Below are 23874 nucleotides of genomic sequence, written 5' to 3' on the forward strand. Positions count from 1 at the left end.
ATGACGCGGACGCGATGCGCCGGCTTCACCCTGGTCGAACTGCTGGTGGTGATCGTCATCCTCGGCGGACTGGTGGGCCTGGCGATGCTGACCACGGGCAGCTCCAGTTCGTCCCGTGAAGTCCGCGATGAAGCGCAGCAGTTGGCGAACCTGCTCGGCCTGATGGTCGATGAAGCGGTGCTCGACAGCCGTGAATATGGGCTGTTGTTCGAGGAGCGCGGCTATCGCGTCCTGTACTACGACGAAGCCGGTAGCCGCTGGCTTGAGGCTGACAGACGTCAGGCGCACAGAGTGCCGGAATGGATGCGCCTGGAACTGGAACTCGATGGCACGCCGCTGCGGCTGACGGCTCCGGTCAGACGTGCGGACGACCGCGCCGGCCTGTCCCGCGAGGGCGACCGCGAGCGGCGCAGCACGCCCCGCCTGGAGCCGCAGGTGCTGCTGTTGTCGAGTGGCGAGCTGTCGCCCTTTACCCTGCGGCTTGTCGACCCGCGTGCGGCTGGCGGCGGCTGGCAGGTGTCCAGTGATGGCTTTCGTATGCCTCGTGCCGAGCCACTGGAAGCGTCCCGATGAAGCAGACACGCGGCTTCACCCTGCTCGAAGTGCTGGTGGCGCTGGCGATTTTCGCCCTGGTCGCCGCCGTGGTGCTGACCGCTGCGGGCCGCAGTGTGACCAACGCGGGCCGGCTGGAAACCCTGACTCTGGCTGGCTGGATCGCCGACAACCGACTGACCGAGCTGCAGTTGCAGCGTCCGCCGCCCGGCATCGGGCGCGAGGAGCGGGCGCTGGCGTTCGGCGGTCGTCAATGGCAGACGCTCAGCACAGTCGAAGCCAGCGGCACGCCGGGGTTGCTGCGGGTCACCGTCTGGGTTGCGGCTGGCGAATCATCCGGCGACCGCGGGCCGATAGCCGAGCGCGCAGTGACCCGCCTCAGCGGCTTTATCGGGACGACCTTCTGATGCGTCGCGCCGGGGCGGGCTTCACCCTGCTGGAGCTGCTGATTGCCATCGCCCTGTTCGCCCTGCTGGGGCTCGGCACCTACCGCATGCTCGAAGCGGTGCTGCGCAGCGATGAGGTGGTGCGTATTCAAGAGGCGCAGCTGCGCCAGCTCGGACGAGCCCTCTGGAGCCTGGAGCGGGACCTGATCCAGGCCGTACCGCGCCCGATCCGTGACGGGTACGGCGACGAGCAGAATGCCTTTCTCGGCCAGCTCGCCGGCCTTGACGAGGGCGTCGCCTTCGAGCTGACCCGCAACGGCTGGCGCAACCCCACCGGGCTGCGCCGGGCCAATTTGCAGCGGGTGCGCTGGCGTCTCGCGGGAGACAGCCTGGAGCGTCTTTACTGGGTGGTGCTCGACCGCGACGTGGACAGCCAGCCGCGCGTGCAGCGGGTGCTGGATGAGGTTTCCGCGTTGCGCCTGCGTTATCTGGACAGCGAAAGCGGCTGGCACGAGGAATGGCCGCCCTTCGAGTTTGGTCGCAGCGACCCGGAGCAACAGGCGCGGCGCCTGCCCGCCGCCGTCGAGGTCTCGTTCGAGCACCCGCGTTTCGGCAGCATCAGCCGCTTGCTGCGTCTGCCTGAAAGCGCGCCGCCGTTGCCGGGATTCAGCACGCCAGACGATTCACAGACCGAGCCTCCAGCGCCACAGGAGCAGCCGCAATGAAGGCCCAGCGCGGCGTCGCGTTGATCACCGTGTTGCTGGTGGTGGCCATCGTCACCGTGGTTTGCGCCAGCATGATCGCGCGCCAGCAGCTATCCATTCGTGTCACCAGCAACCAGCTGCAGGCGCGGCAGGCCTGGCACTACGCGCTGGGCGGCGAGGCGCTGGCGCAGTCGGTCCTGCGCCGCGATGCCCAGGCCACGGGCAATGGCGGACAGCCGCCGGTGGACCATCTGCTCGAAGCCTGGGCGCAGCCGCAACCGGCCTACGATCTGGACGAAGGGCAGGGCCAGGTGCAGGTTCGCATCGAGGATTTGAGCGGTCGCTTCAACCTCAACAGCCTGGTGCAGGACGACCAGCCCAACGAGGCCGCACAGGCGCAGTTCCGCCGCCTGCTGCTGCGCCTGGAAATCACCGAGCCCTACGCCGAGCGTCTGGTCGATTGGCTGGACAGTGACCAGCAGCCGACCGGCGAAACGGGCGCCGAGGACAACGCCTACCTGCTGCTCGATCCGCCCTATCGCACGGCGGGCCGGCGTCTGGATGACCTTTCCGAGCTGCGTCTGCTGCTGGGCATGCGCGACGAGGATTTCCAGCGCCTGGCGCCCCATGTCAGCGTACTGCCGGCGGGCACCCCGCTGAACGTCAACACAGCCAGTGCGCTGGTGCTGTCCAGCCTGGCCGACAACCTCGGCACGGGGGCTGCCGAAGCCCTGGTGCAGGCGCGTCGCAGCGGTGGTTTTCGCGATGTGGCGACCTTTATGGCGCAACCGGCGTTTGCCGCTGTCCAACTGCAGAATCCCCGCGTGGCGGTGACCAGCCAGTACTTCCAGGCCACCAGCGAGGTGCGTCTGGGCGACCGTCGTCTGGCGCTGGTAAGCCTGTTGCGGCGCGATGCCGACGGCGCGGTTCGTGTGCTGCAACGCAATCTGGGACAGCCGCCGAGGCTGCCTCTTCAATCAGGAGATCAATAGCCGATGGCCAGTCTGTTCCTGCCCGCCGATTGCGGCGTCCGCCTCGATGCCGAGACGCAGGCGTACTGGCTGCCCCGCGAAGGCGTGGCGGGCTGGATGACGCTGGCGGAGATCGCCAGGCAGGCGCCGGCTGCGCTGACGCTGGTGCTGCCGGTGGAGCGCTGCAGCTGTTTTGCGGTCAGCCTGCCGACGCGCAAGGCCCGCTGGATCGCTCAGGCGCTGGCCTACGCGGTGGAAGAACTGCTGGCGGAAAACGTCGATGAGCTGCACCTTACCCACGGCGATGCGTTGGAAGATGGTCGCTTGCGGGTCATCGCCATCCGCCGCCAATTGCTGGCCGACTGGCTGGCGGACCTGCAGGCGCTGGGGCTGAACATCGTCGCCATTCACGTGGATGCCGATCTGCTGCCGCGCGACGGCAGCCAGGTGCTGTTCATCGGCAGGCGCGCGCTGCTGGGTGGCAGTCCCGAGGCACGGCTGGTGTTCGACAGCGAGCGCTGGCCGGAATTGGCGCCTCACTGTCCCGCGCCACGGCATGGACACGGCACTCTGAAGCACTCGCCCGAGCTTCTGGATGACTACCGGCAGCTGGACGACCCCTATCGCTTTCTCGCCTCTGGTCGCGCCAGCGCGCTGGACCTGGCCCAGGGCGAGTTCGCCGTGCACAACGCCAGCGGCGGGTTGGCCCGATGGAGGCCGGTGGCGGTGGTGCTGGTGCTGGTGCTGGTGGTGCAGCTGGCATTCAACCTGATCCAGGCCTGGTCGCTGGAACGTCAGGGCGATCACTATGCCGAAGCCAGTCGCGCGCTCTATACCGAGCTGTTCCCCGAGGACCTGCGCATCGTCAACCTGCGCGCGCAGTTCGCCGCACATATCGGCCAGAGTGCCGGTCATTCCGCTGAATTCATGCGCTTGCTCGATGAAGTGGCGCTGGCCATTGGCGAGGGCATGCCGGTGACCATCGATCAGCTGGATTACAGCCAGGCCCGGGGCGACCTGGCCTTGCAGGTTCGCGCCAGCGACTTCGCCGCGCTGGAGCAGTTGCGCCTGCGTCTGGGTCAGAGCGGACAGCCGGTTCAGCTGGGTTCGGCCAGCCGCGATGGCGCAGCGGTCAGCGCCCGTATCGTCATGGGAGGCCAGGGGTGAAGCCGGGACACCGGATGCGCGCGGGGCTGATGCAGTCTCCGCTGTGGCTGCGCTGGCAGGCCTTGCAGCCGCGTGAGCGACTGTCGCTGGGTTTGCTGGCGGCCTTTCTGGGAGCCACCTTGTTCTACCTGCTGCTCTGGCAGCCGGCGCAGCAGCGGGTGCGCGAGGCACGCGACTACTTCGTGCAGGAGCGCGAACTGCATGGCTATCTGGAGCAGAACACCGAGCTGGCCCGGCAGATGTCGCGCAGCAACCCGGTGGTTCTGGCGCCGGAACAATTGCAGGGGCTGGTGACGGCCACGGCGCAGCAGCACGGCCTGACCATCGAGAGCCTCGACAGCGGCGCTGACGGCAGCCTGCAGGTGACACTGCCCGGGGCTTCCCATGCGTTGCTGCTGCGCTGGTTCGACGAGTTGCAGGCAGCCGGCGCGAGCCTGATCGAGGTCAGCCTTGGCCGGGCCGGAGATGGCCGGGTGCATGCGCGTGCGAGCTTTCGCGCCGGTGGCCCATGAGCCAGACGGTTGAAAAAGCCATGTCTGATGGAAGGGTAGACCCCTGTAGGAGCGGGCCATGCCCGCGAAGCGCGCGCTGAATATTCGCGGGCATGGCCCGCTCCTACGGATGCACCAATCAGTGAGCCGGACCGAACTGCAGCGCCAGGGCTCGCAGGGCAGCTTCAGCATCGAGCACCTTGTTCACCACTTCATTGGCTTTTTCGCGAGTCAGGCTGAGGCGTTCGAAAAGCGCCTGGGGAATTTCGCTGTAGGGTCCCGAGCCGATGCCGCGATTGTGCAGCAGGCGTACCGCCAGACAGACCAGGTTGGCGTGACCGGCATGAGCGCCCTGGTAGTCCGGGTCATGCTGGAAACGCAGCGCGGTCGTAAGTTCCTCAGGCATGCCCCAGTAGCGCATCAGCCAGGCGCCGATCTGTTCGCGGGTAATGCCCAGCAAGTGCTGCTCGATCAGGCTGTGATGCAGGTGCGGGTTGACTTCAAGGTGGCGGCAGATCAGCGAAAAATGTGGCGGAAAGACGTGCGCCAGTACCAGATAGCCGAAGTTGTGCAGCAGCCCGGCCAAGTAGCTGATGCCGGCTTCCGGGCGTTCGGTGCGGGGAATGGCGCGATTCAGGCCGTCGATCACCGCCGCGGTGTAGATCGCCTGCTGCCAGTACGGCGTTGCCTGCTGCGGCTGGTCGTTGGGCAGGCTCAGCGTCTTGCCCAGCGCCAGACCCAGTGCCAGATTGATCACCAGATCGAACCCCAGCACGCGAACGATGGCGTCCTCCACCGAGCGGATCTTGCCTGGGGCCGCGTAATAGGGCGATGCCGCCCAGCTGACCACCTGTGCAGCCAGCGCCGGATCGGTTTCCACCACGCCGGTGATGTCGTCCACCGTAGCGTCCGGGTTGACCCTCAGCTTGATGATCTTCTGCGCGGTCTGCGCCAGCGGCGGAATCTCGATGGTTTTTTCCAGGCGTTGCTGGATACGCCGCGCGGTAAAGCTCTGCACCGCCTGGGTGATTTCGGCACGGTCGTCATCGGGACGGTCGAGGTTGGGCCGAATGCCGCTCAGAGGGACGGCGAAGCGCCCGGCGCTGGCTTTGCTCAGCAGGGTCTTGAAGTCCTTGCTGGCCATCGCCAGCAGCAATCCCGGTTGGCCGCAGTCGAGCAGCAGTTCCGGTTGCTGCAACAGGCATTCCTGATAAAGGCAGGGTGAGCTGGTAAGCGGCGGCAGGCCGGGCAGCACCTGCAGATCATGCCGCGACAGCATGCGCTCCAGCCGCTCGGGTTTGACCGCCGACAGCTGCCGTCCGGTCAGCTCCGTCAGGCGCGACAGATCCAGCAGGTGGTCGCGCGGATAGAGCACAAGCAGCGCACCGACGGCATCATCGAGCAGAACCGCCTGGACCCGTCGCGCCGGGTTCAGGCCGGGCTCATCGACCAGGGTCCGGTAACCCAGGCCGAGGTTGTCCATCAGCTTTGCGATCAAAAGAGGCAGAACGGGAGTGGGCGTGTTATCGACAGCAGTGTTCATGGGCAGGTCCGAAAACAGTATGTGCCGCAGTATAGCGAAGCCGGCCCGGATGACAGCCGCAACGACAGACGGTTGTCGCACTTGTCCGTAATCTTGGCTCTGTCGCAGCGGATTCAGGGACAGGTAGCAGGACAGACATTCTTCTGCCCATGCCGGAAAAATGCTTTCATACCGGCAATAGCCGCCGGGCCGGCGTAGTGCGTGGCAGCCGTCGCGGTGCAAATCAGGGGAAGGAGAGTGCAGCATGAAGCGTGCGGCTATTTTGCAGGCCCTGCAGGAACAGGTGCCGAACCTGCTGGCGGTATACGCCTTCGGCAGCCGTATTCAGGGCACCGCTCGCCCCGACAGTGATCTGGACCTTGCCGTGCTGGTAGCCGGTTACGCCGATCCGCTGGCCCTCTGGAATCTGTCTGGCGATCTGGCCGACATTGCCGACTGCCCGGTCGATCTGCTCGACCTGCGTGTCGCCAGCACCGTCATGCAGTACCAGATCATCACCACCGGCGAGCGCTGGTGGGCCAAGGATGCCCAGGCCGCCTTCTATGAAGTCGCCGTGCTTAGCGAAAAAACCGCCCTGGACAGCGCCTGCGCCGGGTTACTGGCCGATATTGGCAGGGAGGGTAGCGTGTATGGCCGATGACGTACTGATCAACAAGGCGGCGACCATCGAACGCTGCGTCAGGCGTGCCCGCGAGGAATACCAGCGAGGTCCCGACAGCTTCGCCAGCGACTACACCCGTCAGGACGCCGCCATCTTCAATATCCAGCGCGCCTGCGAAGCCGCGCTGGACATGGGCCAGCACCTGATCCGTCGCGAACGCCTGGGCATCCCGCAAAGCGCCCGCGACGTCTTCACCCTGCTTGCCCAGGCAGGATGGATCGATCCCACACTGGCCGACGCCCTCAAACGCATGGTCGGCTTTCGCAATATCGCCGTCCATGACTATCAGGCCCTGCAACTGCCGATCACGGTGGCCATCATCCAGAAGCATCTGGGCGAGTTTCTGGATTACAGCCAGGCGTTGTTGTTGAGGGATGCGGGCGTTTGAAGTTCTGGAGCGTAAAATCTCCTCTGTCGACTCTACAGAACCTGCTGGCGGTATACGCCTTCTCGGCAGCCCTCTTCAGCCTAGTGCTTCAAATCCCGGTGATGAGCAGATCGAGAGCGGCGATGATTTCGTCACGCTTTGATGTCAGGTCGGCAACAGTGGCGCCGAGAATTTTATTCGGAACCCCGGCGAGTTGCGGGGTCAGCATGACGTACTGCCTGCCATCGATTTCAAAGATGGGTGTCAGGGTCTTGAGTGTCTTGCCTTTCATGGCGTTGGCGGGGAGCAGGGGTACTACGATCCGTGTTGCCAGATCATCGAGCAGATCGCTCTGGACGTTGAGCAGATAGGGTATGGCAGTCTTGGTATCCGGATTGGTGTTTCCGTGTACGGAGAATTGCGCCATCAGAAACTCCGAAGCCCGTCGCTGAACACGCCATGCTGCTCCACATGCTCGTTATAAACCTCAATCGCGGCCTTGTTGTCGGCCAACCACTGGGTTTTCTGTTTTTCTCGGAGCGTACTTGCCAAGGCCTGCTCCAGAGTAGCGGAGAGGTTGATGTTCATTTCCCTGGCCTTGTTGAGCAGATCGCCGTTAACGCTCAGGTTCGCGGGCCGCTTGGCGGCTTGGGTATCGTAGATCGGTTGCATGGCGGGCTCTCTCTGGCACCTTTATGCGCATAATATATGCGCATAAAAAGCTACGGGCCAGTGCGCTGCGATTTATCCTGGATCACACCTGCCCATACTGCTGCCCATGCCGCAGCCAGCGCTCCAGCAGCGGGCTGACGTGCTGCGGCCAGTGGGCGAGAAGCTCCTGGGCGGCGTCGCGCACGGACGGCAGCAGGTCGGCATCGCGCATCAGGTCGGCCACCTTGAACTGCAGCAGGCCGGTCTGGCGCGTGCCGAGCATTTCGCCGGGACCGCGCAGTTCCAGGTCCTTTTCGGCGATGACGAAACCGTCGTTGGTGTCGCGCATGATCGCCAGGCGCTGACGTCCGATCTGCGACAGCGGCGGATGGTAGAGCAGCACGCAGTGGCTGGCGGTGCTGCCGCGCCCGACCCGCCCGCGCAGCTGGTGTAGCTGGGCCAGGCCCAGGCGCTCGGGGTTTTCGATGATCATCAGGCTGGCGTTGGGCACATCCACACCGACTTCGATCACTGTGGTGGCGACCAGCAGTTGCAACCGGCCTTCCTTGAATTCGAGCATTATCGCGGCCTTTTCGGCGGGCTTCATTCGGCCATGGATCAACCCGACGTTGAGTCCGCCCAGCGCCGCCGAAAGGTCCTCGAAAGTGGTTTCGGCGGCCTGGCAGGTGAGTTCTTCCGATTCCTCGATCAACGTGCAGACCCAGTAGGCCTGGCGCCCTTCGTTGCAGGCGGCGCGCACCCGCTCGATGACTTCCAGGCGGCGGCTGTCGGCGATCACCAGGGTGTTGACCGGCGTGCGCCCCGGCGGCAGTTCGTCGAGGATCGAGGTGTCCAGGTCGGCATAGGCGCTCATCGCCAGGGTCCGTGGAATGGGCGTGGCGGTCATGATCAGCTGGTGCGGGCAGAGCCGGCCGTCGATGCCCTTCTGCCGCAGCGCCAGGCGCTGCTGCACGCCGAAGCGGTGCTGTTCGTCGATGATCACCAGAGCCAGGCGCTTGAACAGCACTTCATCCTGGAACAGCGCGTGGGTGCCGACCACCATCGGGCAGCCGCCGGCGATGCGTTCCAGCGCGGCGGCGCGGGCCTTGCCCTTGAGCTTGCCGGCCAGCCAGGCGACTTCGATGCCCAAAGGTTCCAGCCATTTGCAGAAAGTGATGAAGTGCTGCTCGGCGAGAATCTCGGTGGGCGCCATCAGCGCCACCTGGTAGCCGGCTTCCAGCGCCTGCAAGGCGGCCAGAGCGGCGACCACCGTCTTGCCCGCGCCCACGTCGCCCTGCACCAGACGCAGCATCGGCTCGGGCTGGGACAGGTCGTAGGCGATCTCGGCGCCGACCCGCTGCTGCGCGCCGGTGGGCTGGAAGCCGAGGTTGAGCAGATAGCGCTGCGGCAGCGTGCGGGCGAGCGGCAGCTGCGGCGCCTGTTGCGCGCGCACGCTTTCGCGCAGGCGTTGCAGCGACAACTGATGGGTCAGCAGTTCCTCGAAGGCCAGGCGGTGCTGCGCCCAGTGACGGCCTTCGGCGAGTTCTTCCAGATCGGCGTCCGGCGGTGGCCGGTGCAGGTAGCGGATCGCCTCGTCCAGTGCGCCCAGGCGGTAATCGCGGGCCAGCTCCGGCGGCAGCCAGTCCGGCAGGCTATGCGGGCCGAGGCGGGCCAGGGCCTGTTCGCTGAGGTTGCGCAGGCGCTGCTGGGTCAGGCCTTCGGTGGTGGGGTAGATGGGCGTCAGGGTCTGCACGACCGGCGCGGGTTCGCTGGTCAGGGCGCGGTATTCGGGGTGGTAGATTTCCAGCCCCGAGGCGCCGGGGCGGGCTTCGCCGTAACAGCGCAGCTGGGTGCCGCGCTTCATGGCGTCCTTCTGTGCGTTGCTGAAGTGATAGAAGCGCAGGCTCAGCGTGCCGCTGCCATCCTGCAGGCGCACCAGCAGGCTGCGACGACGACCCATGAGGATGTCGGCACCTACCACCACGCCTTCGATCACCGCATCCTGGCCGGGGCGCAGCGCACCGATGGGCACCACCCGGGTGCGGTCCTGATAGCGCAGCGGCAGGTGGAACAGCACATCCTGCAGGGTTTCCAGGCCGACCCTGGCGAGCTTTTCGGCCAGCGCCGCGCCGACGCCCTTGAGCGCAGTTACCGGAACCGCCGCCAGCTCGCTCATGATTTCAGGCTTTCGCCGCTGGCGGCTTGCCTACCGAACACAGGCGGATGGAGTCAGCCAGTATCTCGATGGCCTTGGGCCGCGGGAAGCTGGCACGCCAGGCAATGGCCACGGTACGGAACGGGACCGGTGGGGTCAGCGGGCGGATATCCAGCACGCCGGGCGAATAGTGGTGACTCTCCACTGCCGACAGCGGCAGGATCGACACACCCAGCCCTGAAGCGACCATGTGGCGAATGGTTTCCAGTGACGAGGACTCGACGGTGGTGTGGCTCGGTGCCTCGCCCTTGCGTGTGGTCGGGCAGGCCTCCAGGACCTGATCGCGGAAGCAGTGGCCTTCACCGAGCAGCAGCAGGCTCTTGTCGTTGAGCATCTCGCTGTCGATGGTTTCCTTCGCGGTCCAGGGATGCCCGGCTGGCATCAGTACGTAGAAAGGTTCGTCGTAGAGCGGCTTGGTCAATACGTCGGCTTCCTGGAAGGGCAGCGCGATGATGATCGCATCCAGCTCACCGGTGCGCAGTTTGTCGCGCAGCACGTGGGTGAAGTTCTCTTCGATGTACAGCGGCATGTCCGGCGCCACGCGATGCAGCTGCGGGATCAGGTGCGGGAACATGTAGGGGCCGACGGTATAGATGGCGCCGACCTTGAGCGGCGCGGCCAGCTGGTTCTTGCCGACCTGCGCCAGCTCGCGGATGCTCTGCGCCTGCTCCAGCACCTTCTGCGCCTGGGTGACGATGCCTTCGCCCACCGGCGTCAGGCGCACCGCGCTCTTGGTGCGCTCGAAGATCAATACGCCGAGTTCGTCTTCGAGCTTCTTCACGCCCACCGACAATGTCGGCTGGCTGACATGGCAACGCTCGGCGGCGCGGCCAAAATGCTGTTCCTGGGCGAGCGTGACGATATAGCGCAGTTCGGTCAGTGTCATAGCGAGCATCCATCAGAGTGCCGGTTAGCATAGCCTTTGCTCGTGGATGAACCAACCGGCAGCGGCACCTTGTTTTGCGCGGGATAACCCCGTGCAGCGTACACTGCGACAGGCAAAACCCTGTTGATGGAGCAACCTGATGAACACGCGTCCTTCGGTAATGATCGCCGGCTGCGGCGATGTGGGCAGCCGCCTTGGCCTGCTCTTGAGCCGGATCGGCTGGACAGTCTATGGCCTGCGCCGTAAGGCGGCGGGATTACCGGTACCGATTCTGCCGGTGGCGGGTGATTTGCTGTCCAGCCAGCGCCCGCGCAGCTGGCCGAACGGCGAGTTGTCCTATCTGGTGTATGCCGCATCCGCCAGTCAGCATGACGAACCTGGCTATCGCCAGGCCTATGTCGAGGGGCTGCGCCATGTATTGGGCTGGCTGGAGCAACGTGGCCAGAAGCCGAAGCGTCTGTTGTTCCTTTCCAGCACGGGTGTCTATGGGCAGGACCAGGGTGAGTGGATCGACGAGCGCTCGCCTACCGAACCCAAAGGCTTCACCGGCCAGGTGATGCTGGAGGCCGAACAGCTGGCCCTGAACAGCGGCCTGCCGACCACTCTGGTGCGCATGGCCGGACTCTACGATCCGTCGCGGCCCTGGCTGCAGAACCAGATACGCGCCGGGCTGCGGGTCGAGCGCGAGCCGCCGCAGTACAGCAACCGCATCCACCGCGACGATGCCGCGGGATTGCTGGCCTTTCTGCTGCAGGCGGACCTGCGCGGCGCCGCGCTGGAGGATTGCTATCTGGGCGTGGACGACGACCCGGCGCCGTTGCACGAGGTGGTCGACTGGCTGCGCGAGCGGCTGGGCGTGACGCACTGGGCCGAGCAGCCGATGACCCGCCGCGCCGGCAGCAAGCGCTGCAGCAATGCCCGCGCCAGGGCGCTGGGCTGGGCGCCGAAGTATCCCGGCTATCGCGATGGCTATGGCCCGGTGGGGCAGGATCGACGCTGAGGCGCATGCAGCCCGTCGGCAATCGGCAACTATGGCGTGGCGCTGCTTACTAAAAAACAGCGCCGACCGGCAGAGGAGCAGCGAGGCAAAAGGGAAAGACACCAGGCGGCGTTTCCGGACATCCGACCAGGAGATTTCCCATGAGAGCGCTTCGCTGGCACGGCAAGCACGACATCCGCTGCGACAACCACGTACCCGACCCCTCCATCGAAGACCCGCGCGACGCCATCATCAAGGTCAGCTCCTGCGCGATCTGCGGTTCCGATCTGCACCTGTACGACGGCTTCATGCCCGGCATGAAGCACGGCGACATCATGGGCCACGAGTTCATGGGTGAAGTGATGGAGGTCGGCTCGGCGAACAAGAAACTCAAGGTCGGCGACCGCGTGGTGGTGCCCTTCACCATCGTCTGCGGCGAATGCGAGCAGTGCCGGCGCGGCAATTTCTCGGTGTGCGAGCGCAGCAACCGCAACAAGGACATTGCCGACAAGGTCTTCGGCCATACCACGGCCGGCCTCTTCGGCTACACCCACCTCACTGGCGGTTACGCCGGCGGCCAGGCCGAATACGTCCGCGTGCCCTATGCCGATGTCGGCCCGGTGGTGATTCCCGAGGGGCTGACCGACGAGCAGGTGCTATTCCTCGGCGACATCCTCCCCACCGGCTGGCAGGCCGCGGCGCAGTGCGATATCCAGCCCACCGACACGGTGGCGATCTGGGGTGCGGGGCCGGTGGGCCAGTTCGCCATCCGCAGCGCGGTGATGATGGGCGCCGGGCAGGTGGTGTGCATCGACAACGTGCCCGAGCGGCTGTCCATGGCCCGCGCCGGCGGCGCCATCACCATCAATTTCGACGAGGAAAGCGTGCTTGAACGCCTGGCCGAGCTGACTCGCGGCAAAGGCCCCGAGAAGTGCATCGACTCGGTGGGCATGGAGGCGCACGCGGCGCGCTCCATCGACTCCATGTACGACCGCGCCAAGCAGGCGCTGATGCTTGAATCGGACCGTCCCCATGTGTTGCGCGAGATGATCTACGTCTGTCGCCCGGCAGGCATCCTCTCCATTCCCGGCGTCTACGGCGGGTTGATCGACAAGGTCCCGTTCGGCGCGGCGATGAACAAGGGCCTGACCTTCCGCATGGGCCAGACCCACGTCAACCGCTGGACCGACGACCTGCTCAAGCGCATCCAGGAAGGACAGATCGACCCGACCTTCGTCATCACCCACAGCGTCAGCCTCGAACAGGGGCCGGAGATGTACAAGACCTTCCGCGACAAGCATGACGGCTGCATCAAGGTCGTTCTCAAACCCTGAACAGGCCCAGTGAACACTGCCGTGCTCGGTCATGCTGCGTTGTCTGACCTTCGCTCGCTACGTTTTCACATGGCCTGCAACGAGGAGGTTTCATGAGCATTCCACGTCAAGTCACCCGTCCCAACCACTCGGCCCGCTCCGTGGCGCGGGGCCTTGGCTGGCTCAGCATCGGTCTGGGCGTCGTGCAATTGCTGGCGCCGCGGCAGGTGTCGCGGTTCATCGGCATGCCCGGCAGCGAAGGCCTGATCCGCGCCTGTGGGGTGCGGGAGATCGTCACCGGTGTCGGCATTCTCATGGCCGATAATCCCAAACCCTGGATTTATGCTCGCGTTGGCGGCGATGCGCTGGACCTGGCCTGCCTCGGCTGGAGCGTCGAGCATGGCCGCGAGCCGGTCAATGCCGCCATCGCAGCTGGCGCGGTAGCTGGCATCACCGCACTGGATCTCGGCTGCGCCCGAGCGCTGGACACCGAAAAGGTACCGGTGATCGAGTGGGACTACAGTGACCGCAGCGGTTTTCCCGCCGGGACGGAACAGGTGCGTGGTTCGGTCAAGGCCGAGTTCGCCGCCTTGCGCGCCGAGCCCAACGGCTATTCGCCGCAGCTGCATTAGGAGCGTAGGGCCGAATTTATTCGGCCACCTCTGCAAAGGCCGAACAAGTACGGCCCACAGGCATGGGCGCGCGCGCGGACAGCGAAACGCGCTGGACTTGAGCACCGGATTATTTGCTAAGGTGAGCGACCGTTTCGGTCGCTCGCACTTCCCGGGTGCGCCATCGATCAAGCCTGCAGATGAGCCTCCATGTCCTCGGTCGTCAATGTCGTCCTGCCTGTTTTTGCACTGATCTTTCTTGGCTACCTGTGCCGCCGTACCGGGCGCATGGGGCCGGCGGGCGCCTCCGAACTGAATCGTTTCGTGGTCTGGTTGGGCTTGCCGGCGCTGCTGTTCAAGATCACCGCGACTTCCGCCTGGGCCGAGGTGTGGCAGCCGGGCTTCATCGCCGCGTTCTCCATCGGCTGCCTGGGCGTCTTCGCCTTCACCCTGCTTTATCGCGTATTGCAGAGGCAGCCGCTGGTGGACGCCAGCCTCGATGCCCTCGGCGCGTCCTACGCCAATACCGGCTATATCGGCTTTCCGCTGTGCCTGCTGATCCTTGGTGACGCGGCCTTGCAGCCGGCGCTGGTGGCCACGCTGGTGGTGGTCTGCGTGCTGTTCGCCATCGCCCTGGCCTGCGTCGAGATGGGGCTGCACGCGGGGCAGGGTGTAGCGAAGACCCTGGCCAAGGTGACTCGCTCGCTGTCGATGAATCCATTGGTGCTGGCGCCGCTGCTCGGTGCTGCCTGGGCAGTTGGCGGGCTTGAGCTGCCGAGTGGGCTCAGGACGCTGCTGGATCTGCTCGGTGCCGCCGCCGCGCCCTGTGCCCTGGTATCCCTCGGCCTGTTCCTGGCCCAGCCGCAGCCCAGCGGGCCGGTGCGCGGGGTCTGGCCGCTGGTGCTGCTCAAGCTGATCGTGCAGCCGGCGCTGACCTGGTATTTCGCGGCGGTGGTGTTCGAGCTGGAGCCGCTATGGGTCTATTCGGCGCTGCTGCTCAGTGCGTTGCCGACTGGAACCGGACCTTACATGCTGGCTGAATTCTATGGCCGCGAAGGCTCGCGGGTGTCGCGGGTGGTGCTGCTCTCGACGTTGGGCTCGCTGGTTACCCTGTCCATCTGCCTCTACTTGCTGCCGGTTTGAGGGATTGGTACGCGTGGAAAACGCTTCGCGGTTTTCCACCCTACGCTCGGTCAAACGTAGGGTGGATAACGCCGAAGGCTTATCCACGCGTAACCCAAGGTCAGATCGCAGGTCGCGTCACTTCCAGCACCACGGCGGCGATGCGATCGCAGCGGGTGTAGGCGCCTCCCAGCAGTTCCTCGCCGAACACGTCCGGGTCCACCTCGCGGTAGCGCCATTCAAGGGGACGACCTTCGAGGCGCTGGCAGACTTCCTGGCGGAAGGGGTCCTGGTTGTCGACCATCGCCACACCGGTATACAGCAGCAGGCTGCCGCACGGCGCCAGTCGCGTGATGGCACTTTCCAGGATGGCCAGCGACAGCCCGGCACCCAGCGGACCGCCGCCATGGCGATAGGCGCGCTCGCCCGGATCGACCAGATAGGGCGGGTTGGCCAGGATCAGGTCGAATGCGCCGTCAACATCCTTGAGCAGGTCGCTGTGCCGGGCCTGCAGGTTATCCGCTCCGGCCAGCGCAGTGTTTATGCGGGTCAGGCGCAGGGCCGCGGGGTTGATATCCACCGCCAGCACCTCGGCCTGGGGCCTTGCAAGTGCCGTAAGTATTGCCCCGGCGCCGGAGCCGCAACCGATGTCCACGGCGCGGCGAATGCTGCCTGGATGATGGTTCAGGTGCGTCTGGATGGCGCTGGCGAAGCGGTAGGTATCCGGGCCGAAGAACACCGCATCCGGCGCATCGGTGGGAAAGGCCGAATGCACGAACAGTTGGCCGTCGAGGCTCGACAGCCGTACCCGGCTACGCCAGCGCGAACCGCAGGGTTCGAGCACGTCGGCCCGCTCCATCAGGCTGAAGAGCGCTGGCGGCAGCAATTCGCGCTGGAACGGGCGACTCCAGCCGAACACGCCGTGCAGGTCTTCGGCCAGCGCGTTTTCCGGGCGCTGGTTGACCCGTGCATGGGTCAGCGGCGTGGGGGTGATGAAGTGGTAGCCGCGCTCGCGTAGCGCCTGCGCCAAGTGCAGCAGCGCCTGATCCTGGGTTTTTTCCGACATCATGGGGTGAACATCGCCTTCAGTTGAACAGTCCGTTGAACAGCCGTGTGGCATGCAGGCCGGCGTTGCTGTGGTGGCGGGTCGGTGACAACAGCGGCAGCAGATGACGCATGCGTGCCTCGCGACCGGGCAGTTGCGCCAGTTGTTGTTCCAACAGGCGCGCTTCCTGGTCGAAGTCGTTGTTCGGCTGGGAGCGTGCCGGCGTTGCCGTCTGTTGTCGCTCCTGACGCTGAGCCAGCCGCAGGTTCGGTTTAGCGCGTGCGGTCTGCTGTTCTGCCAGCCAGTCGCCGGCCATCCAGTCATGAAGCAGCTGCTGCTCATGTGCGCTGAATACGCCGAACATGGGCGCTTGTTCGCCGCTGATCAATTGCCAGAAACGGCTGCCGCGAGGGTCCTGATCGCGTGTGATCCAGCCACGCTGCTGCAATACGGCCAGAAAGCGCTCGACATCTTCGGCCAGCCACTGGTTGACCGTGTGCCCCTCGAAACGACAGTAATCGGAGTGGAGAAACTGCCCCACCGCGGCCTTCTTCTCGAAGACACGACGCACTTCGCGCTCTGGATCGAAGCCATCGATCACAGACAGGGTGCTGGCGCCAAGTTCATTGAGACGGTAACCGGCGCGCACGCGGCGATAGAACTCGGCGCTGTCGCCCACCTGCGGCCAGGCGGCCCGCAGACTTTGCACGGCTTTGCGGGCGTGGCCATTGTCGGCATTGTCGACGGTGACATGCAGGGTGAAGTAATAGGGATCGATGCCCAGTTCGGTCAGTTCGTAGGAGGTGATCAGCAGGTGCAGCGGCAGCTGCTCGTAGCCGAGGTTGAAGCCGATCACCTCCGGCAGGAACTGCTCGGCGTTTTCCGCCAGGGCCAGCTGGATCGCGCCCTGGACAAAGTTGTCGTCATCCAGGTTCTGCCAGTCATCGCAGCCTTGGCTGGCGAGCAGCTTGCGATAGAGCACCACATGATTCTTTTCCGGCAGGCCTTCGCCAAGCTCCTCCAGATAGGTCTGGATCAGCCCTTGGAAGCGCGGCTCGTCCCAGCGTTGCAGCAATCCGTAAAGCCAGGCGCCATCGACCAGCTTGGTCGGCGCCACGCCTTGCAGAAAATGCAGCGCATGGGCCTTGCTGGAGAAATAGCGGCGTGGCGCGCCGGCGCGTCGGCTGTCCAGATACGCCTGGTATTGCAGGCCGACCTTTTCGGTATGTGCAGCCAGCCAATCACCGAGCCCGGAAAGCTCGGCGGGCAGGTCGCAGGGCAGGCCTGCAGCGGCTTCCAGCTGGTCGCGCAGATACTGCGCCGCATCCCGGCGTGCGCTCTCGTGGGTTGTTTCATCGAGCAGGGCGAAATAGAGGTCTTTGCTCGGCGTCATGGCCGAAATGGGCAGAGCGTCGGCGGGCAGGCTACGAGTCAGTTGCATAAATCACACGGCTGATAGAGGAAAGCCTCAGTGCAATTTTGGCCGCCTGGCCTTCGGATAAGTTCAGCCTGCCTGCCGAATGGCCTGGCTTCACTGCAACTTCCAGCCGCTGTTGTCTTCCTAGCTTGAAGAGGGCAACCGCCCCATTGCACAACAGAGGAGGCCGCATGAAACAACCCGAACGTGGCGAAGAAAACCCCGGAACCCTCGAAGATCGAGTCAGTCAGCGCCCCAGCCAGGGAGAAGCCGCTGGCGGCGATCGCAATGACGTGCCGGGCGGCGCCTACAACGTGCCGCCGGGCATGGCCGACGAAGTCAGCGAAGCGGATGCGCAACGTGATCGGCAGCGCGGCAAGCACAATCCCGAGCGGTAGCAGACGATACGGCGGTCAGCTTCCTGAGTCGGTGCGCTCGATGAACTTCACGTCCGATGGCTTGCCGACCGGCAGCGTCTGCAGGGTTTCGCCCAGCAGGCCGCTGTCCGGGTCGCGTTGCAGCAGCACCAGCGTGTCGCTCAATTGATTGGCGATGAGCAGGAAGCGACCGCTTGGGTCGATGGCGAACTCGCGTGGCTCGCGGCCTTCGCTGGTGCGCCGCTGGATTTCGCGCAGGCTACCGTGCTCCTCGATGGCGTAGACCATGATGCGGTTCGCCTCGGCGCGGTCGCTGACGTAGAGAAAGCGGCCGTCGGGTGAAACGTGGATGGCGCCCGGTGAGTGCCCTTCGGCGGAGTTACCTTCGGCCAGGTCCACCCGCTGGCGCTGGGTCAGGCTGCCATCGACATGGTCGAAGCGTACGATTTGCGCGCTCAGCTCCAGTGTGGCGTAGGCCTGGCTGCCGTCGGGGCTGAATACCAGATGCCGTGGTCCGCTACCGGGCGGGAGTTCGATACTGGCCGGTTTGGCCGGTGACAGGGGGCGCTCGGGATTGCTCGTGTCGTATCGATAGACGAAGATCCGGTCGGCGCCCAGATCGCTGACGAACAGCGTGCTGCCATCCGGCGAGAGCACCGCCGAATGCACATGCGCCGATTTTTGGCGTTCGGGGCGGACGTTGCTGGGCTGATGCGCGGCGATCTGCGTCACTGGCTGCGGGTGGCCCAGGTCATCGAGCGGAACCACTGCCAGGCTGCCGCCGGGGTTCGGGCGGGAGCCGTAGTTGGCCACGAACAGGTAGCGGCCATCGACGCTGAGGCTGGCGTGAGTAGGTTCGTCGCCGAGCGTGCTGGCTTGGCCCAGCGGCTGCAACGCACCGTCGCCGTCGAGGCTGAAGGCGCTGATGCGCCCGACCGGGTCGGCATGCCCGGGACCGTTTTCGTTGGTCGCGTAAAGCTGGCGGCGCGGCTCGTCCAGCACCAGCCAGGACGGATTGTGGCTGCTGATGGTCTGCAGGGGCTGTGGGTCCAGCTGGCCGGTTTCAGGGTCGAAACGCAGGCGCAGGATGCCTGGGCTGTCGCTGTCATGGGTGTAACTGCCGATCAGAACTTGAGGCATGGCAAATGTGGCTCCCGAGATGCTGAAGGCCAGGGTGGCGGCGAGGGCCACGCGGTTTAACAGACTGCGAGGGCGCATGCGGGGTCTCCCAGGTCGGTTGTGCAGGCTATGACCGCGTATTTCGCCCTCCGATCCAAGCCAGCGGATCGGCAGTGCCCGGCAGCTCAGCCACGATTGATCGGGCGTACTGTGGCAGCGTCCGGCGACTGCTTCGCGGCCCGGCCACGTGCCAGGCCATGGCCGCCGATCACCACCGGCACGGCCAGCGTAGCCCAGCTCAGCCAGTCGCCCAGGCCTTCGGACACCAGCCCGGCGATCAGACCGAGGATCGACAGCAGGGCGATGACGACAGGCCACAGCCAGATGCGCATCATGCCCGTGCCTCCGTCGCGCCGCGCTTGAGCCACAGGTACAGCCCGCTGCCCAGCACGACGATGGTGAGCACATCCAGCAACGCCCAGAGCATCTTCAGCGGCAGGCCGCCGTAGTCGCCGAAATGCAGCGGTTCGGACAGCTGCAGCGCGGTGACGTACCAGGGGCGGGCGCTGGCTTCCAGCACTTCGCCGGAATCCGGGTCCACCAGCAGCGCCTGGGTCAGCCGTGAGGTCAATGGCGTATCGCCGCTGAGAATCACCGCCACGTGCTCGGGCGTCGCGCGCAGGGTGCCGGGGTAGGCGATCATCGCCACCGCCATACCCGGCGCGGCCACCAGTACGCGCTCCACGGCAGTCTGCAGCGAGCCGTCTGCCGCAGGCGCTTCGCCGGCATCGGCACCGAGCAGCACCTGCGTATCGCCGGCCTGCAGGGCGCGCACCTGATCGGCCTGCCAGCCCTTGAAGATCAGGTCCGCCCAGGTGTTGATCACCCCGGTGAAGCCCACCGCCAGCGCCCAGACCAGTGTGACGATGCCGAGCAGGTTGTGCAGGTCCAGCCAGCGCGTGCGTGGCGCCCGCTCGCGGCGTACCTCGGCGAAGCCGAGCTTGCGCATGAAGGGAGTGTAGAGCACCACGCCGGAGATGATCGCCACCATCAGCAGCAACCCCATGGCGCCGAGGAACAGCTTGCCCGGCAGCCCCGCATAGAGGTCCACGTGCAGGCGGTACATGATGCTCATAAAGCCTTCGTCGAAGTTCGGCGCGCCCACCACCTCGGCGGTGCGGGCGTCGGACATGATCAGCAGCGACTGGCTTTCATCGGTATCGACGCGGGTGTCGAGCTTGACGTACCAGAGGTCCGGCGCGTCCTCCTCGGCGAAGAAGTACAGCGGCACCAGCCCCGGGTAGGCGCGCACCGCCTCGGCGGCGACCCGGTCGACCGAGGCGCGTGGGGTGCCTTCGGGCATCGGCGGCGCCTCGATCTCGGCGCCGGTCAGGTGGTCGATCTCGTGGGAGAAGATCAGCGGCAACCCGGTCAGGCACAGCAGCAGGATGAAGAGGGTGCAGACGAGGCTGGACCACTTGTGGACCCAGCCCCAGCGACGCAGAACGGCTGGTCGCATCAGAAATCGACCGTGGCGCTGAGCGAGAGGGTGCGCGGGGCGCCGAGGACGAGGTAGTTGGAGCCCGGATAGCCGCCGGCGGAGGCCCAGTAATTGCGACCGGTGGCATTGTCCAGGCGCGCGCGCAGGGTCACGTCGCGATCCTCGATGGTCATGCGGTAGCGCGCACCCAGGTCCAGGCGGGTCCAGGATGGCAGTCTGAGGTCGTTGCTGGCGCTGGCGTACTGCTTGCCGGTATGCACCACCATGCTGGTCAGTGTCAGCCCCTGCACACCGGGCACGTCCCATTCGCCGCCAAGGTTGGCCTGCACTTTGGGAACACCGATGGCATCGTTGCCGTCGTTGGCGCCATTGAGGGTCTTCTTCTGCTCGGCATCCAGCAGCGTCAGGCCGCCCAACAGTCGTGTGCCGTAGACGGGCTCGCCAAACATCGACAGCTCGATGCCGCGGTTGCGTTGCTTGCCGCCTTCACGGAAAACCTGATTCTCGACGATGCCGAATGGCCGTTCGGTGCTGAACATCGCAATGCTGCCACCCAGGACGCCGCCGTCGTACTTGAGGCCGATTTCGGTTTGCTTGGCGACGTAGGGCGCGAGCGAGGTGCCGGAGTTGAGCACGGGCAGGCTATTGGCCGTCGCCGCCGCGGTATCGCCCTTGGTCAGCCCTTCGATGTAGTTGGCATAGACCGACAGTTCGTCGTTCAGCTTGTACACCACGCCTGCAACCGGCGTGGTCTCGTAGTCTTTGTAGTGGCCGCTGCGGTCGCCCGTTTGCGAGGAATAGCTGCGGGTCTCGATGCCCTGCCGGCGCGCGCCCAGCGTGAGCAGCAGGCGATCCTCGAAGAAGCCCAGGGTGTCGGCAATCGCCAGGCTCTGGGTATGCACGCGCTCGGTGACGTGCGGGTCTGTGAGGTCTCCGCCGTCATACGTGACCGTTGTGGGCAGGGTCGCATCGAACGGCTCGTGGAGGTTGCCGGCCACGGCGGCATAGAACTGGTTGGCGCCTTTTTCCCGTGAGTCGTAGGTCGCCGCCGAGGTTACGATCTGATGCGACACCGTGCCGGTCTGCAGACGAGCGCGCAAACCGATTTCGCTGGTGAATACGCGGTCTTCGCGATAGTTGTCGAAGCGCGATGCCGAGGTGACCCCTGCCGCGGTGGCTCTGGGGTTGGCCAGGCGATTCTGCTCTTCCCCGTCACGCACGCCAGCGGCCAGCCAGCCGGTGATCGAGTCGGCGAAATCATACTCGGCCCGGAAAGTGCCGAAGGCCTGTTTCTCTTTCGAATAGGTCCAGGGCTGGGCGAAATTGTCGTCGGCGTCCGGTGCGCTGGGGATGCCGCCATTCGGCGTCACGCTCGGACGCGGGTTGTCCAGAAAGTGGTACTGGTGACCGACATCAGCAGACAGACGCAGACGGTCGCCCTGGTAGTCCAGGCCCAGGGCGAACATGTCCAGGGTCTGGTCCTCGTCCTCGATGCCGGTCTCACCGGCGCGCTTGGCGGCATTGAGGCGAATGCCGAAACGGTTGTCCTCGCCAAAGCGGCGTCCCAGATCGGCTGCCACGGTGCCCTGGCCGCCGCTGTTGGCGCCGACGGTCAGGCGTGTCAGCGGCTCGTTGGGCGCGCGTTTGGGCAGCAGGTTGATGGCGCCGCCGATGCCGGTGCCGCCCGGCGCGGCACCATTGAGAAAAGCGCTGGCGCCACGGAATACCTCGGCGCGCTCGATGAATTCCGCCGCCACGTACTGGCGCGGTAGCAGACCGTACAGGCCGTTGTAGGAAATGTCATCGGAATACAGCGGGAAGCCGCGCACCACGTACAGCTCCTGCATATTGCCAAAGCCCCGCGCCACGCGCACCGAGGGGTCGTTCTGGACGATGTCCGACACGCTACGCGCCTGCTGGTCCTGGATCAGTTGGGAGGTATAGGCCGTGGAGGTGAATGGCGTATCCATATAGTCCTGGTTGCCGAGGATGCCGACCCGACCGCCGCGCGCCACCTGTTCGCCGGCGTAGGTCTGGGTCAGGCCATCGGCCGAGGCGTCGGCGCTGGCGACCACCTCGGTGGTCGGCAGTTCGAGCGGTTCGCTGCGCTGGTCGGCCTGTCCTTCTGGCGCCTCGCCCGCAGGCTGGATGGTTTCGGTGTGCTGCGCCAAGGCCGGAGTACCGGCGAAGCCGGCGGCAAGGCAGATGGACAACAGGGAAGAGACAGCACCTGTTCTACGAGGAAGTCGGAGGATGGGCATGGTGGGCCTGACTGGGCGTTGACTGAGCGAAAGGATGTCGTCGGCAGGACGCCGAGCAGCATGGATAAGCTGCTTAGAATAGTTTAATGCTAATAATTCGCAACAGTATTATCGGTCAGGCTCGGCAGCCATATGCTTACGGCTCGGTCCGTTGTACCGGAGCGTGAGTCGTATTCAGCGCTCCAGAGGCTCGTTCGCCCCGCCCGCCGGCAGGTAGTCACTGCGGCTCAGGCCGTGGCGTTGCATCTTTTCGTTGAGGGTGCGGCGCGGTAGTTGCAGCTGATTCATCACGTCACTGATATTGCCTTTGCAGTGCTGTAATGCGTTGTGCAGGCATTGCGCCTCGAAGGCTTCCATCTGTTCGGCCAGCGAGGAGCCGGTGCTCGGAAGGCTGGCCGGTGGCGGGGTCAGACCCAGCGCGTGGCGTTCGGCGGCATTGATCAGCTCGCGGACGTTGCCCGGCCAGTCGTGGCTCAGCAACTGCGCCAGTTCACCGGGGCCGACCGGCAGCGCTTCGCGACCATGGCGCTGGGCGGCCTGGGTGGTGAAGTGTTCGAACAGCAGCGGAATGTCCTCGCGGCGCTCGCGCAGCGGCGGGATATGCAGTTCGGCGACATTCAGGCGGTACAGCAGATCCTCGCGGAAACGCCCGCCGCGCACCTCTTCGAGCAGGTCCGGCTTGGCTGCGCTGATCACCCGCAGATCGACTTCGATGCTGCGGTTGGAGCCCAGGCGTTCCAGGGTCTTTTCCTGTAGCACGCGCAGCAGTTTGACCTGCTGGGCCAGCGGCATGCTTTCGATCTCGTCGAGGAACAGGGTGCCGCCGTGGGCATGTTCGATGCGCCCGATGCGCTTGCCCTGGGCGCCGGTGAAAGCGCCGCTTTCATGGCCGAACAGCTCGCTTTCGAAGATGGATTCGGGGATGGCCGCGCAGTTCAGCGCCACGAAGGGCTTGCGCGCCCGCGGGCTGAAATCGTGCAGGCAGCGTGCGACCTGTTCCTTGCCACTGCCGGTGTCGCCGCGAATCAGTACATTGACGTCCGTTCCAGCCAGTTCGAGCACCTGGCGGCGCAGGTTGTCCACGGCGCGGGAAACGCCCAGCAGCATCGATTCGATGCGGCCCTTGCGGGTGAACTGTTCACGCAGCTGGCGGTTCTCGCAGACCAGCCGGCGCTTGTCCTGGGCGCGGCGCACGCTGTCGAGCAGGCGTTCGGGTGTGAAGGGCTTCTCGATGAAATCATAGGCGCCCTGACGCAGCGCCTGCACCGCCATGGGCACGTCGCCATGGCCGGTGACCATGATCACCGGCAGTTCCGGGTCCAGCGCGACCAGGCGTTCCAGCAGGCCGAGGCCGTCCAGGTCCGGCATGCGCACGTCGCTGATCAGCACGCCGGCAAAGTCCCGGTCGATCAGGCCCAGCGCTTCGCGTGCACTGGCGCAGGTACGCACGCTGAAACCGGACAGTTCCAGCCATTGCTGCACCGCTTTGCGGATTGCCGCTTCGTCGTCGATGAAGATGACCTGGCCGCTCATGT

Annotated in this window: 25 protein-coding genes; 13 read left to right on the forward strand and 12 right to left on the reverse strand. The window is 65.4% G+C overall.

The annotated features are described in order from the left end of the window. Genes gspH through G7020_RS07175 form a run of 6 tightly spaced genes read left to right on the forward strand, consistent with a single transcriptional unit; the run spans position 1 to position 4292 of the window. Positions 1-573, forward strand: a complete 573-nt coding sequence (gene gspH / locus G7020_RS07150) for a type II secretion system minor pseudopilin GspH (RefSeq protein ID WP_181083218.1) — start codon at positions 1-3, stop codon at positions 571-573. Continuing rightward, on the forward strand, positions 570-959 hold the full coding sequence (gene gspI, locus G7020_RS07155; RefSeq protein ID WP_181083219.1) for a type II secretion system minor pseudopilin GspI: 390 nt from the start codon (positions 570-572) through the stop codon (positions 957-959). The genes gspH and gspI overlap by 4 nt, the downstream gene beginning before the upstream one ends. Beyond that, the gene (gene gspJ / locus G7020_RS07160; protein WP_181083220.1) at positions 959-1663 is read left to right on the forward strand and encodes a type II secretion system minor pseudopilin GspJ; all 705 of its coding nucleotides are present in this window, start codon (positions 959-961) and stop codon (positions 1661-1663) included. The genes gspI and gspJ overlap by 1 nt, the downstream gene beginning before the upstream one ends. Continuing rightward, on the forward strand, positions 1660-2634 hold the full coding sequence (gspK, locus tag G7020_RS07165; protein WP_181083221.1) for a type II secretion system minor pseudopilin GspK: 975 nt from the start codon (positions 1660-1662) through the stop codon (positions 2632-2634). The genes gspJ and gspK overlap by 4 nt, the downstream gene beginning before the upstream one ends. A gap of 3 nt (positions 2635-2637) precedes the next feature. Beyond that, positions 2638-3780: a type II secretion system protein GspL gene (gene gspL, locus G7020_RS07170; RefSeq protein ID WP_181083222.1), complete on the forward strand. Its 1143-nt coding sequence runs from the start codon at positions 2638-2640 to the stop codon at positions 3778-3780. Positions 3781-3794: 14 nt separating this feature from the next. Next, complete coding sequence (locus G7020_RS07175) at positions 3795-4292, forward strand: type II secretion system protein M (RefSeq protein WP_181083350.1); 498 nt, start codon at positions 3795-3797, stop codon at positions 4290-4292. A 118-nt stretch (positions 4293-4410) separates the two neighbouring features. Here the strand turns inward: G7020_RS07175 and G7020_RS07180 are convergent, their stop codons facing one another. Continuing rightward, positions 4411-5814, reverse strand: coding sequence for an aminoacyl-tRNA deacylase and HDOD domain-containing protein (locus G7020_RS07180; protein ID WP_181083223.1), 1404 nt, complete (start codon positions 5812-5814; stop codon positions 4411-4413). Positions 5815-6058: 244 nt separating this feature from the next. Between G7020_RS07180 and mntA the strand changes: the two genes are divergently transcribed. Next, on the forward strand, positions 6059-6454 hold the full coding sequence (gene mntA, locus G7020_RS07185; protein WP_181083224.1) for a type VII toxin-antitoxin system MntA family adenylyltransferase antitoxin: 396 nt from the start codon (positions 6059-6061) through the stop codon (positions 6452-6454). Then, a complete protein-coding gene (gene hepT, locus G7020_RS07190; protein WP_181083225.1) occupies positions 6444-6863 on the forward strand; it encodes a type VII toxin-antitoxin system HepT family RNase toxin in 420 nt (139 codons plus the stop codon). Before mntA ends, hepT begins: the two co-directional genes overlap by 11 nt. Positions 6864-6951: 88 nt before the next feature. On the opposite strand, the gene G7020_RS07195 is transcribed toward hepT, so the two are convergent. The 4 genes from G7020_RS07195 to G7020_RS07210 form a co-directional block, all read right to left on the reverse strand. Then, positions 6952-7269, reverse strand: a complete 318-nt coding sequence (locus tag G7020_RS07195) for a CcdB family protein (protein WP_181083226.1) — start codon at positions 7267-7269, stop codon at positions 6952-6954. Beyond that, entirely contained in the window at positions 7269-7514 is a 246-nt protein-coding gene (locus G7020_RS07200; protein ID WP_181083227.1) for a type II toxin-antitoxin system CcdA family antitoxin, read from the reverse strand. The genes G7020_RS07195 and G7020_RS07200 overlap by 1 nt, the downstream gene beginning before the upstream one ends. Before the next feature lie 82 nt (positions 7515-7596). Then, the gene (recG, locus tag G7020_RS07205) at positions 7597-9669 is read right to left on the reverse strand and encodes an ATP-dependent DNA helicase RecG (protein WP_181083228.1); all 2073 of its coding nucleotides are present in this window, start codon (positions 9667-9669) and stop codon (positions 7597-7599) included. Between the two features lie 4 nt (positions 9670-9673). Further along, positions 9674-10594 carry a hydrogen peroxide-inducible genes activator gene (locus G7020_RS07210; protein ID WP_181083229.1) on the reverse strand — a complete coding sequence of 307 codons (921 nt, stop codon included), beginning with the start codon at positions 10592-10594 and terminating at the stop codon, positions 9674-9676. Between the two features lie 139 nt (positions 10595-10733). On the opposite strand from G7020_RS07210, the gene G7020_RS07215 reads away from it, so the two are divergent. The 4 genes from G7020_RS07215 to G7020_RS07230 all read left to right on the forward strand — a co-directional run bounded on the left by G7020_RS07215 (position 10734) and on the right by G7020_RS07230 (position 14640). Next, a complete protein-coding gene (locus tag G7020_RS07215) occupies positions 10734-11594 on the forward strand; it encodes an SDR family oxidoreductase (protein ID WP_181083230.1) in 861 nt (286 codons plus the stop codon). Between the two features lie 140 nt (positions 11595-11734). Then, a complete protein-coding gene (locus tag G7020_RS07220; RefSeq protein ID WP_181083231.1) occupies positions 11735-12907 on the forward strand; it encodes a zinc-dependent alcohol dehydrogenase in 1173 nt (390 codons plus the stop codon). A gap of 92 nt (positions 12908-12999) precedes the next feature. Beyond that, positions 13000-13518, forward strand: a complete 519-nt coding sequence (locus tag G7020_RS07225; protein WP_181083232.1) for a transcriptional regulator — start codon at positions 13000-13002, stop codon at positions 13516-13518. 189 nt (positions 13519-13707) lie between these two features. Further along, positions 13708-14640, forward strand: a complete 933-nt coding sequence (locus tag G7020_RS07230) for an AEC family transporter (protein ID WP_181083233.1) — start codon at positions 13708-13710, stop codon at positions 14638-14640. 100 nt (positions 14641-14740) lie between these two features. Here the strand turns inward: G7020_RS07230 and G7020_RS07235 are convergent, their stop codons facing one another. Then, the gene (locus tag G7020_RS07235) at positions 14741-15688 is read right to left on the reverse strand and encodes a methyltransferase (RefSeq protein ID WP_181083234.1); all 948 of its coding nucleotides are present in this window, start codon (positions 15686-15688) and stop codon (positions 14741-14743) included. Positions 15689-15704: 16 nt separating this feature from the next. After that, entirely contained in the window at positions 15705-17105 is a 1401-nt protein-coding gene (locus tag G7020_RS07240; RefSeq protein ID WP_181083235.1) for an iron-containing redox enzyme family protein, read from the reverse strand. A gap of 167 nt (positions 17106-17272) precedes the next feature. On the opposite strand from G7020_RS07240, the gene G7020_RS07245 reads away from it, so the two are divergent. Next, positions 17273-17479, forward strand: coding sequence for a hypothetical protein (locus tag G7020_RS07245; RefSeq protein ID WP_181083236.1), 207 nt, complete (start codon positions 17273-17275; stop codon positions 17477-17479). Positions 17480-17494: 15 nt separating this feature from the next. Here the strand turns inward: G7020_RS07245 and G7020_RS07250 are convergent, their stop codons facing one another. The 5 genes from G7020_RS07250 to G7020_RS07270 all read right to left on the reverse strand — a co-directional run bounded on the left by G7020_RS07250 (position 17495) and on the right by G7020_RS07270 (position 23872). After that, the gene (locus G7020_RS07250; RefSeq protein ID WP_258189270.1) at positions 17495-18598 is read right to left on the reverse strand and encodes a lactonase family protein; all 1104 of its coding nucleotides are present in this window, start codon (positions 18596-18598) and stop codon (positions 17495-17497) included. Between the two features lie 164 nt (positions 18599-18762). Beyond that, positions 18763-18972, reverse strand: coding sequence for a hypothetical protein (locus tag G7020_RS07255; protein ID WP_181083238.1), 210 nt, complete (start codon positions 18970-18972; stop codon positions 18763-18765). Further along, entirely contained in the window at positions 18969-20096 is a 1128-nt protein-coding gene (locus G7020_RS07260) for a PepSY-associated TM helix domain-containing protein (protein WP_181083239.1), read from the reverse strand. Before G7020_RS07260 ends, G7020_RS07255 begins: the two co-directional genes overlap by 4 nt. After that, entirely contained in the window at positions 20096-22339 is a 2244-nt protein-coding gene (locus G7020_RS07265; RefSeq protein WP_181083240.1) for a TonB-dependent receptor, read from the reverse strand. Before G7020_RS07265 ends, G7020_RS07260 begins: the two co-directional genes overlap by 1 nt. A 174-nt stretch (positions 22340-22513) precedes the next feature. Further along, entirely contained in the window at positions 22514-23872 is a 1359-nt protein-coding gene (locus G7020_RS07270) for a sigma-54-dependent transcriptional regulator (RefSeq protein ID WP_181083241.1), read from the reverse strand. Between the last annotated feature and the right edge of the window lie 2 nt (positions 23873-23874).

The sequence above is a fragment of the Stutzerimonas stutzeri genome (genome assembly GCF_013522825.1).
Classification (GTDB): domain Bacteria; phylum Pseudomonadota; class Gammaproteobacteria; order Pseudomonadales; family Pseudomonadaceae; genus Stutzerimonas; species Stutzerimonas stutzeri_AK.

What these genes read in the sequence shown, in the direction of transcription:
- gspH (WP_181083218.1), top strand. Translation starts at nt 1, where the DNA reads ATGACGCGGACGCGATGCGCCGGCTTCACCCTGGTCGAACTGCTGGTG.
- gspI (WP_181083219.1), top strand. Translation starts at nt 570, where the DNA reads ATGAAGCAGACACGCGGCTTCACCCTGCTCGAAGTGCTGGTGGCGCTG.
- gspJ (WP_181083220.1), top strand. Translation starts at nt 959, where the DNA reads ATGCGTCGCGCCGGGGCGGGCTTCACCCTGCTGGAGCTGCTGATTGCC.
- gspK (WP_181083221.1), top strand. Translation starts at nt 1,660, where the DNA reads ATGAAGGCCCAGCGCGGCGTCGCGTTGATCACCGTGTTGCTGGTGGTG.
- gspL (WP_181083222.1), top strand. Translation starts at nt 2,638, where the DNA reads ATGGCCAGTCTGTTCCTGCCCGCCGATTGCGGCGTCCGCCTCGATGCC.
- G7020_RS07175 (WP_181083350.1), top strand. Translation starts at nt 3,795, where the DNA reads ATGCGCGCGGGGCTGATGCAGTCTCCGCTGTGGCTGCGCTGGCAGGCC.
- G7020_RS07180 (WP_181083223.1), bottom strand. Translation starts at nt 5,814, where the DNA reads ATGAACACTGCTGTCGATAACACGCCCACTCCCGTTCTGCCTCTTTTG.
- mntA (WP_181083224.1), top strand. Translation starts at nt 6,059, where the DNA reads ATGAAGCGTGCGGCTATTTTGCAGGCCCTGCAGGAACAGGTGCCGAAC.
- hepT (WP_181083225.1), top strand. Translation starts at nt 6,444, where the DNA reads ATGGCCGATGACGTACTGATCAACAAGGCGGCGACCATCGAACGCTGC.
- G7020_RS07195 (WP_181083226.1), bottom strand. Translation starts at nt 7,269, where the DNA reads ATGGCGCAATTCTCCGTACACGGAAACACCAATCCGGATACCAAGACT.
- G7020_RS07200 (WP_181083227.1), bottom strand. Translation starts at nt 7,514, where the DNA reads ATGCAACCGATCTACGATACCCAAGCCGCCAAGCGGCCCGCGAACCTG.
- recG (WP_181083228.1), bottom strand. Translation starts at nt 9,669, where the DNA reads ATGAGCGAGCTGGCGGCGGTTCCGGTAACTGCGCTCAAGGGCGTCGGC.
- G7020_RS07210 (WP_181083229.1), bottom strand. Translation starts at nt 10,594, where the DNA reads ATGACACTGACCGAACTGCGCTATATCGTCACGCTCGCCCAGGAACAG.
- G7020_RS07215 (WP_181083230.1), top strand. Translation starts at nt 10,734, where the DNA reads ATGAACACGCGTCCTTCGGTAATGATCGCCGGCTGCGGCGATGTGGGC.
- G7020_RS07220 (WP_181083231.1), top strand. Translation starts at nt 11,735, where the DNA reads ATGAGAGCGCTTCGCTGGCACGGCAAGCACGACATCCGCTGCGACAAC.
- G7020_RS07225 (WP_181083232.1), top strand. Translation starts at nt 13,000, where the DNA reads ATGAGCATTCCACGTCAAGTCACCCGTCCCAACCACTCGGCCCGCTCC.
- G7020_RS07230 (WP_181083233.1), top strand. Translation starts at nt 13,708, where the DNA reads ATGTCCTCGGTCGTCAATGTCGTCCTGCCTGTTTTTGCACTGATCTTT.
- G7020_RS07235 (WP_181083234.1), bottom strand. Translation starts at nt 15,688, where the DNA reads ATGATGTCGGAAAAAACCCAGGATCAGGCGCTGCTGCACTTGGCGCAG.
- G7020_RS07240 (WP_181083235.1), bottom strand. Translation starts at nt 17,105, where the DNA reads ATGCAACTGACTCGTAGCCTGCCCGCCGACGCTCTGCCCATTTCGGCC.
- G7020_RS07245 (WP_181083236.1), top strand. Translation starts at nt 17,273, where the DNA reads ATGAAACAACCCGAACGTGGCGAAGAAAACCCCGGAACCCTCGAAGAT.
- G7020_RS07250 (WP_258189270.1), bottom strand. Translation starts at nt 18,598, where the DNA reads ATGCCTCAAGTTCTGATCGGCAGTTACACCCATGACAGCGACAGCCCA.
- G7020_RS07255 (WP_181083238.1), bottom strand. Translation starts at nt 18,972, where the DNA reads ATGATGCGCATCTGGCTGTGGCCTGTCGTCATCGCCCTGCTGTCGATC.
- G7020_RS07260 (WP_181083239.1), bottom strand. Translation starts at nt 20,096, where the DNA reads ATGCGACCAGCCGTTCTGCGTCGCTGGGGCTGGGTCCACAAGTGGTCC.
- G7020_RS07265 (WP_181083240.1), bottom strand. Translation starts at nt 22,339, where the DNA reads ATGCCCATCCTCCGACTTCCTCGTAGAACAGGTGCTGTCTCTTCCCTG.
- G7020_RS07270 (WP_181083241.1), bottom strand. Translation starts at nt 23,872, where the DNA reads ATGAGCGGCCAGGTCATCTTCATCGACGACGAAGCGGCAATCCGCAAA.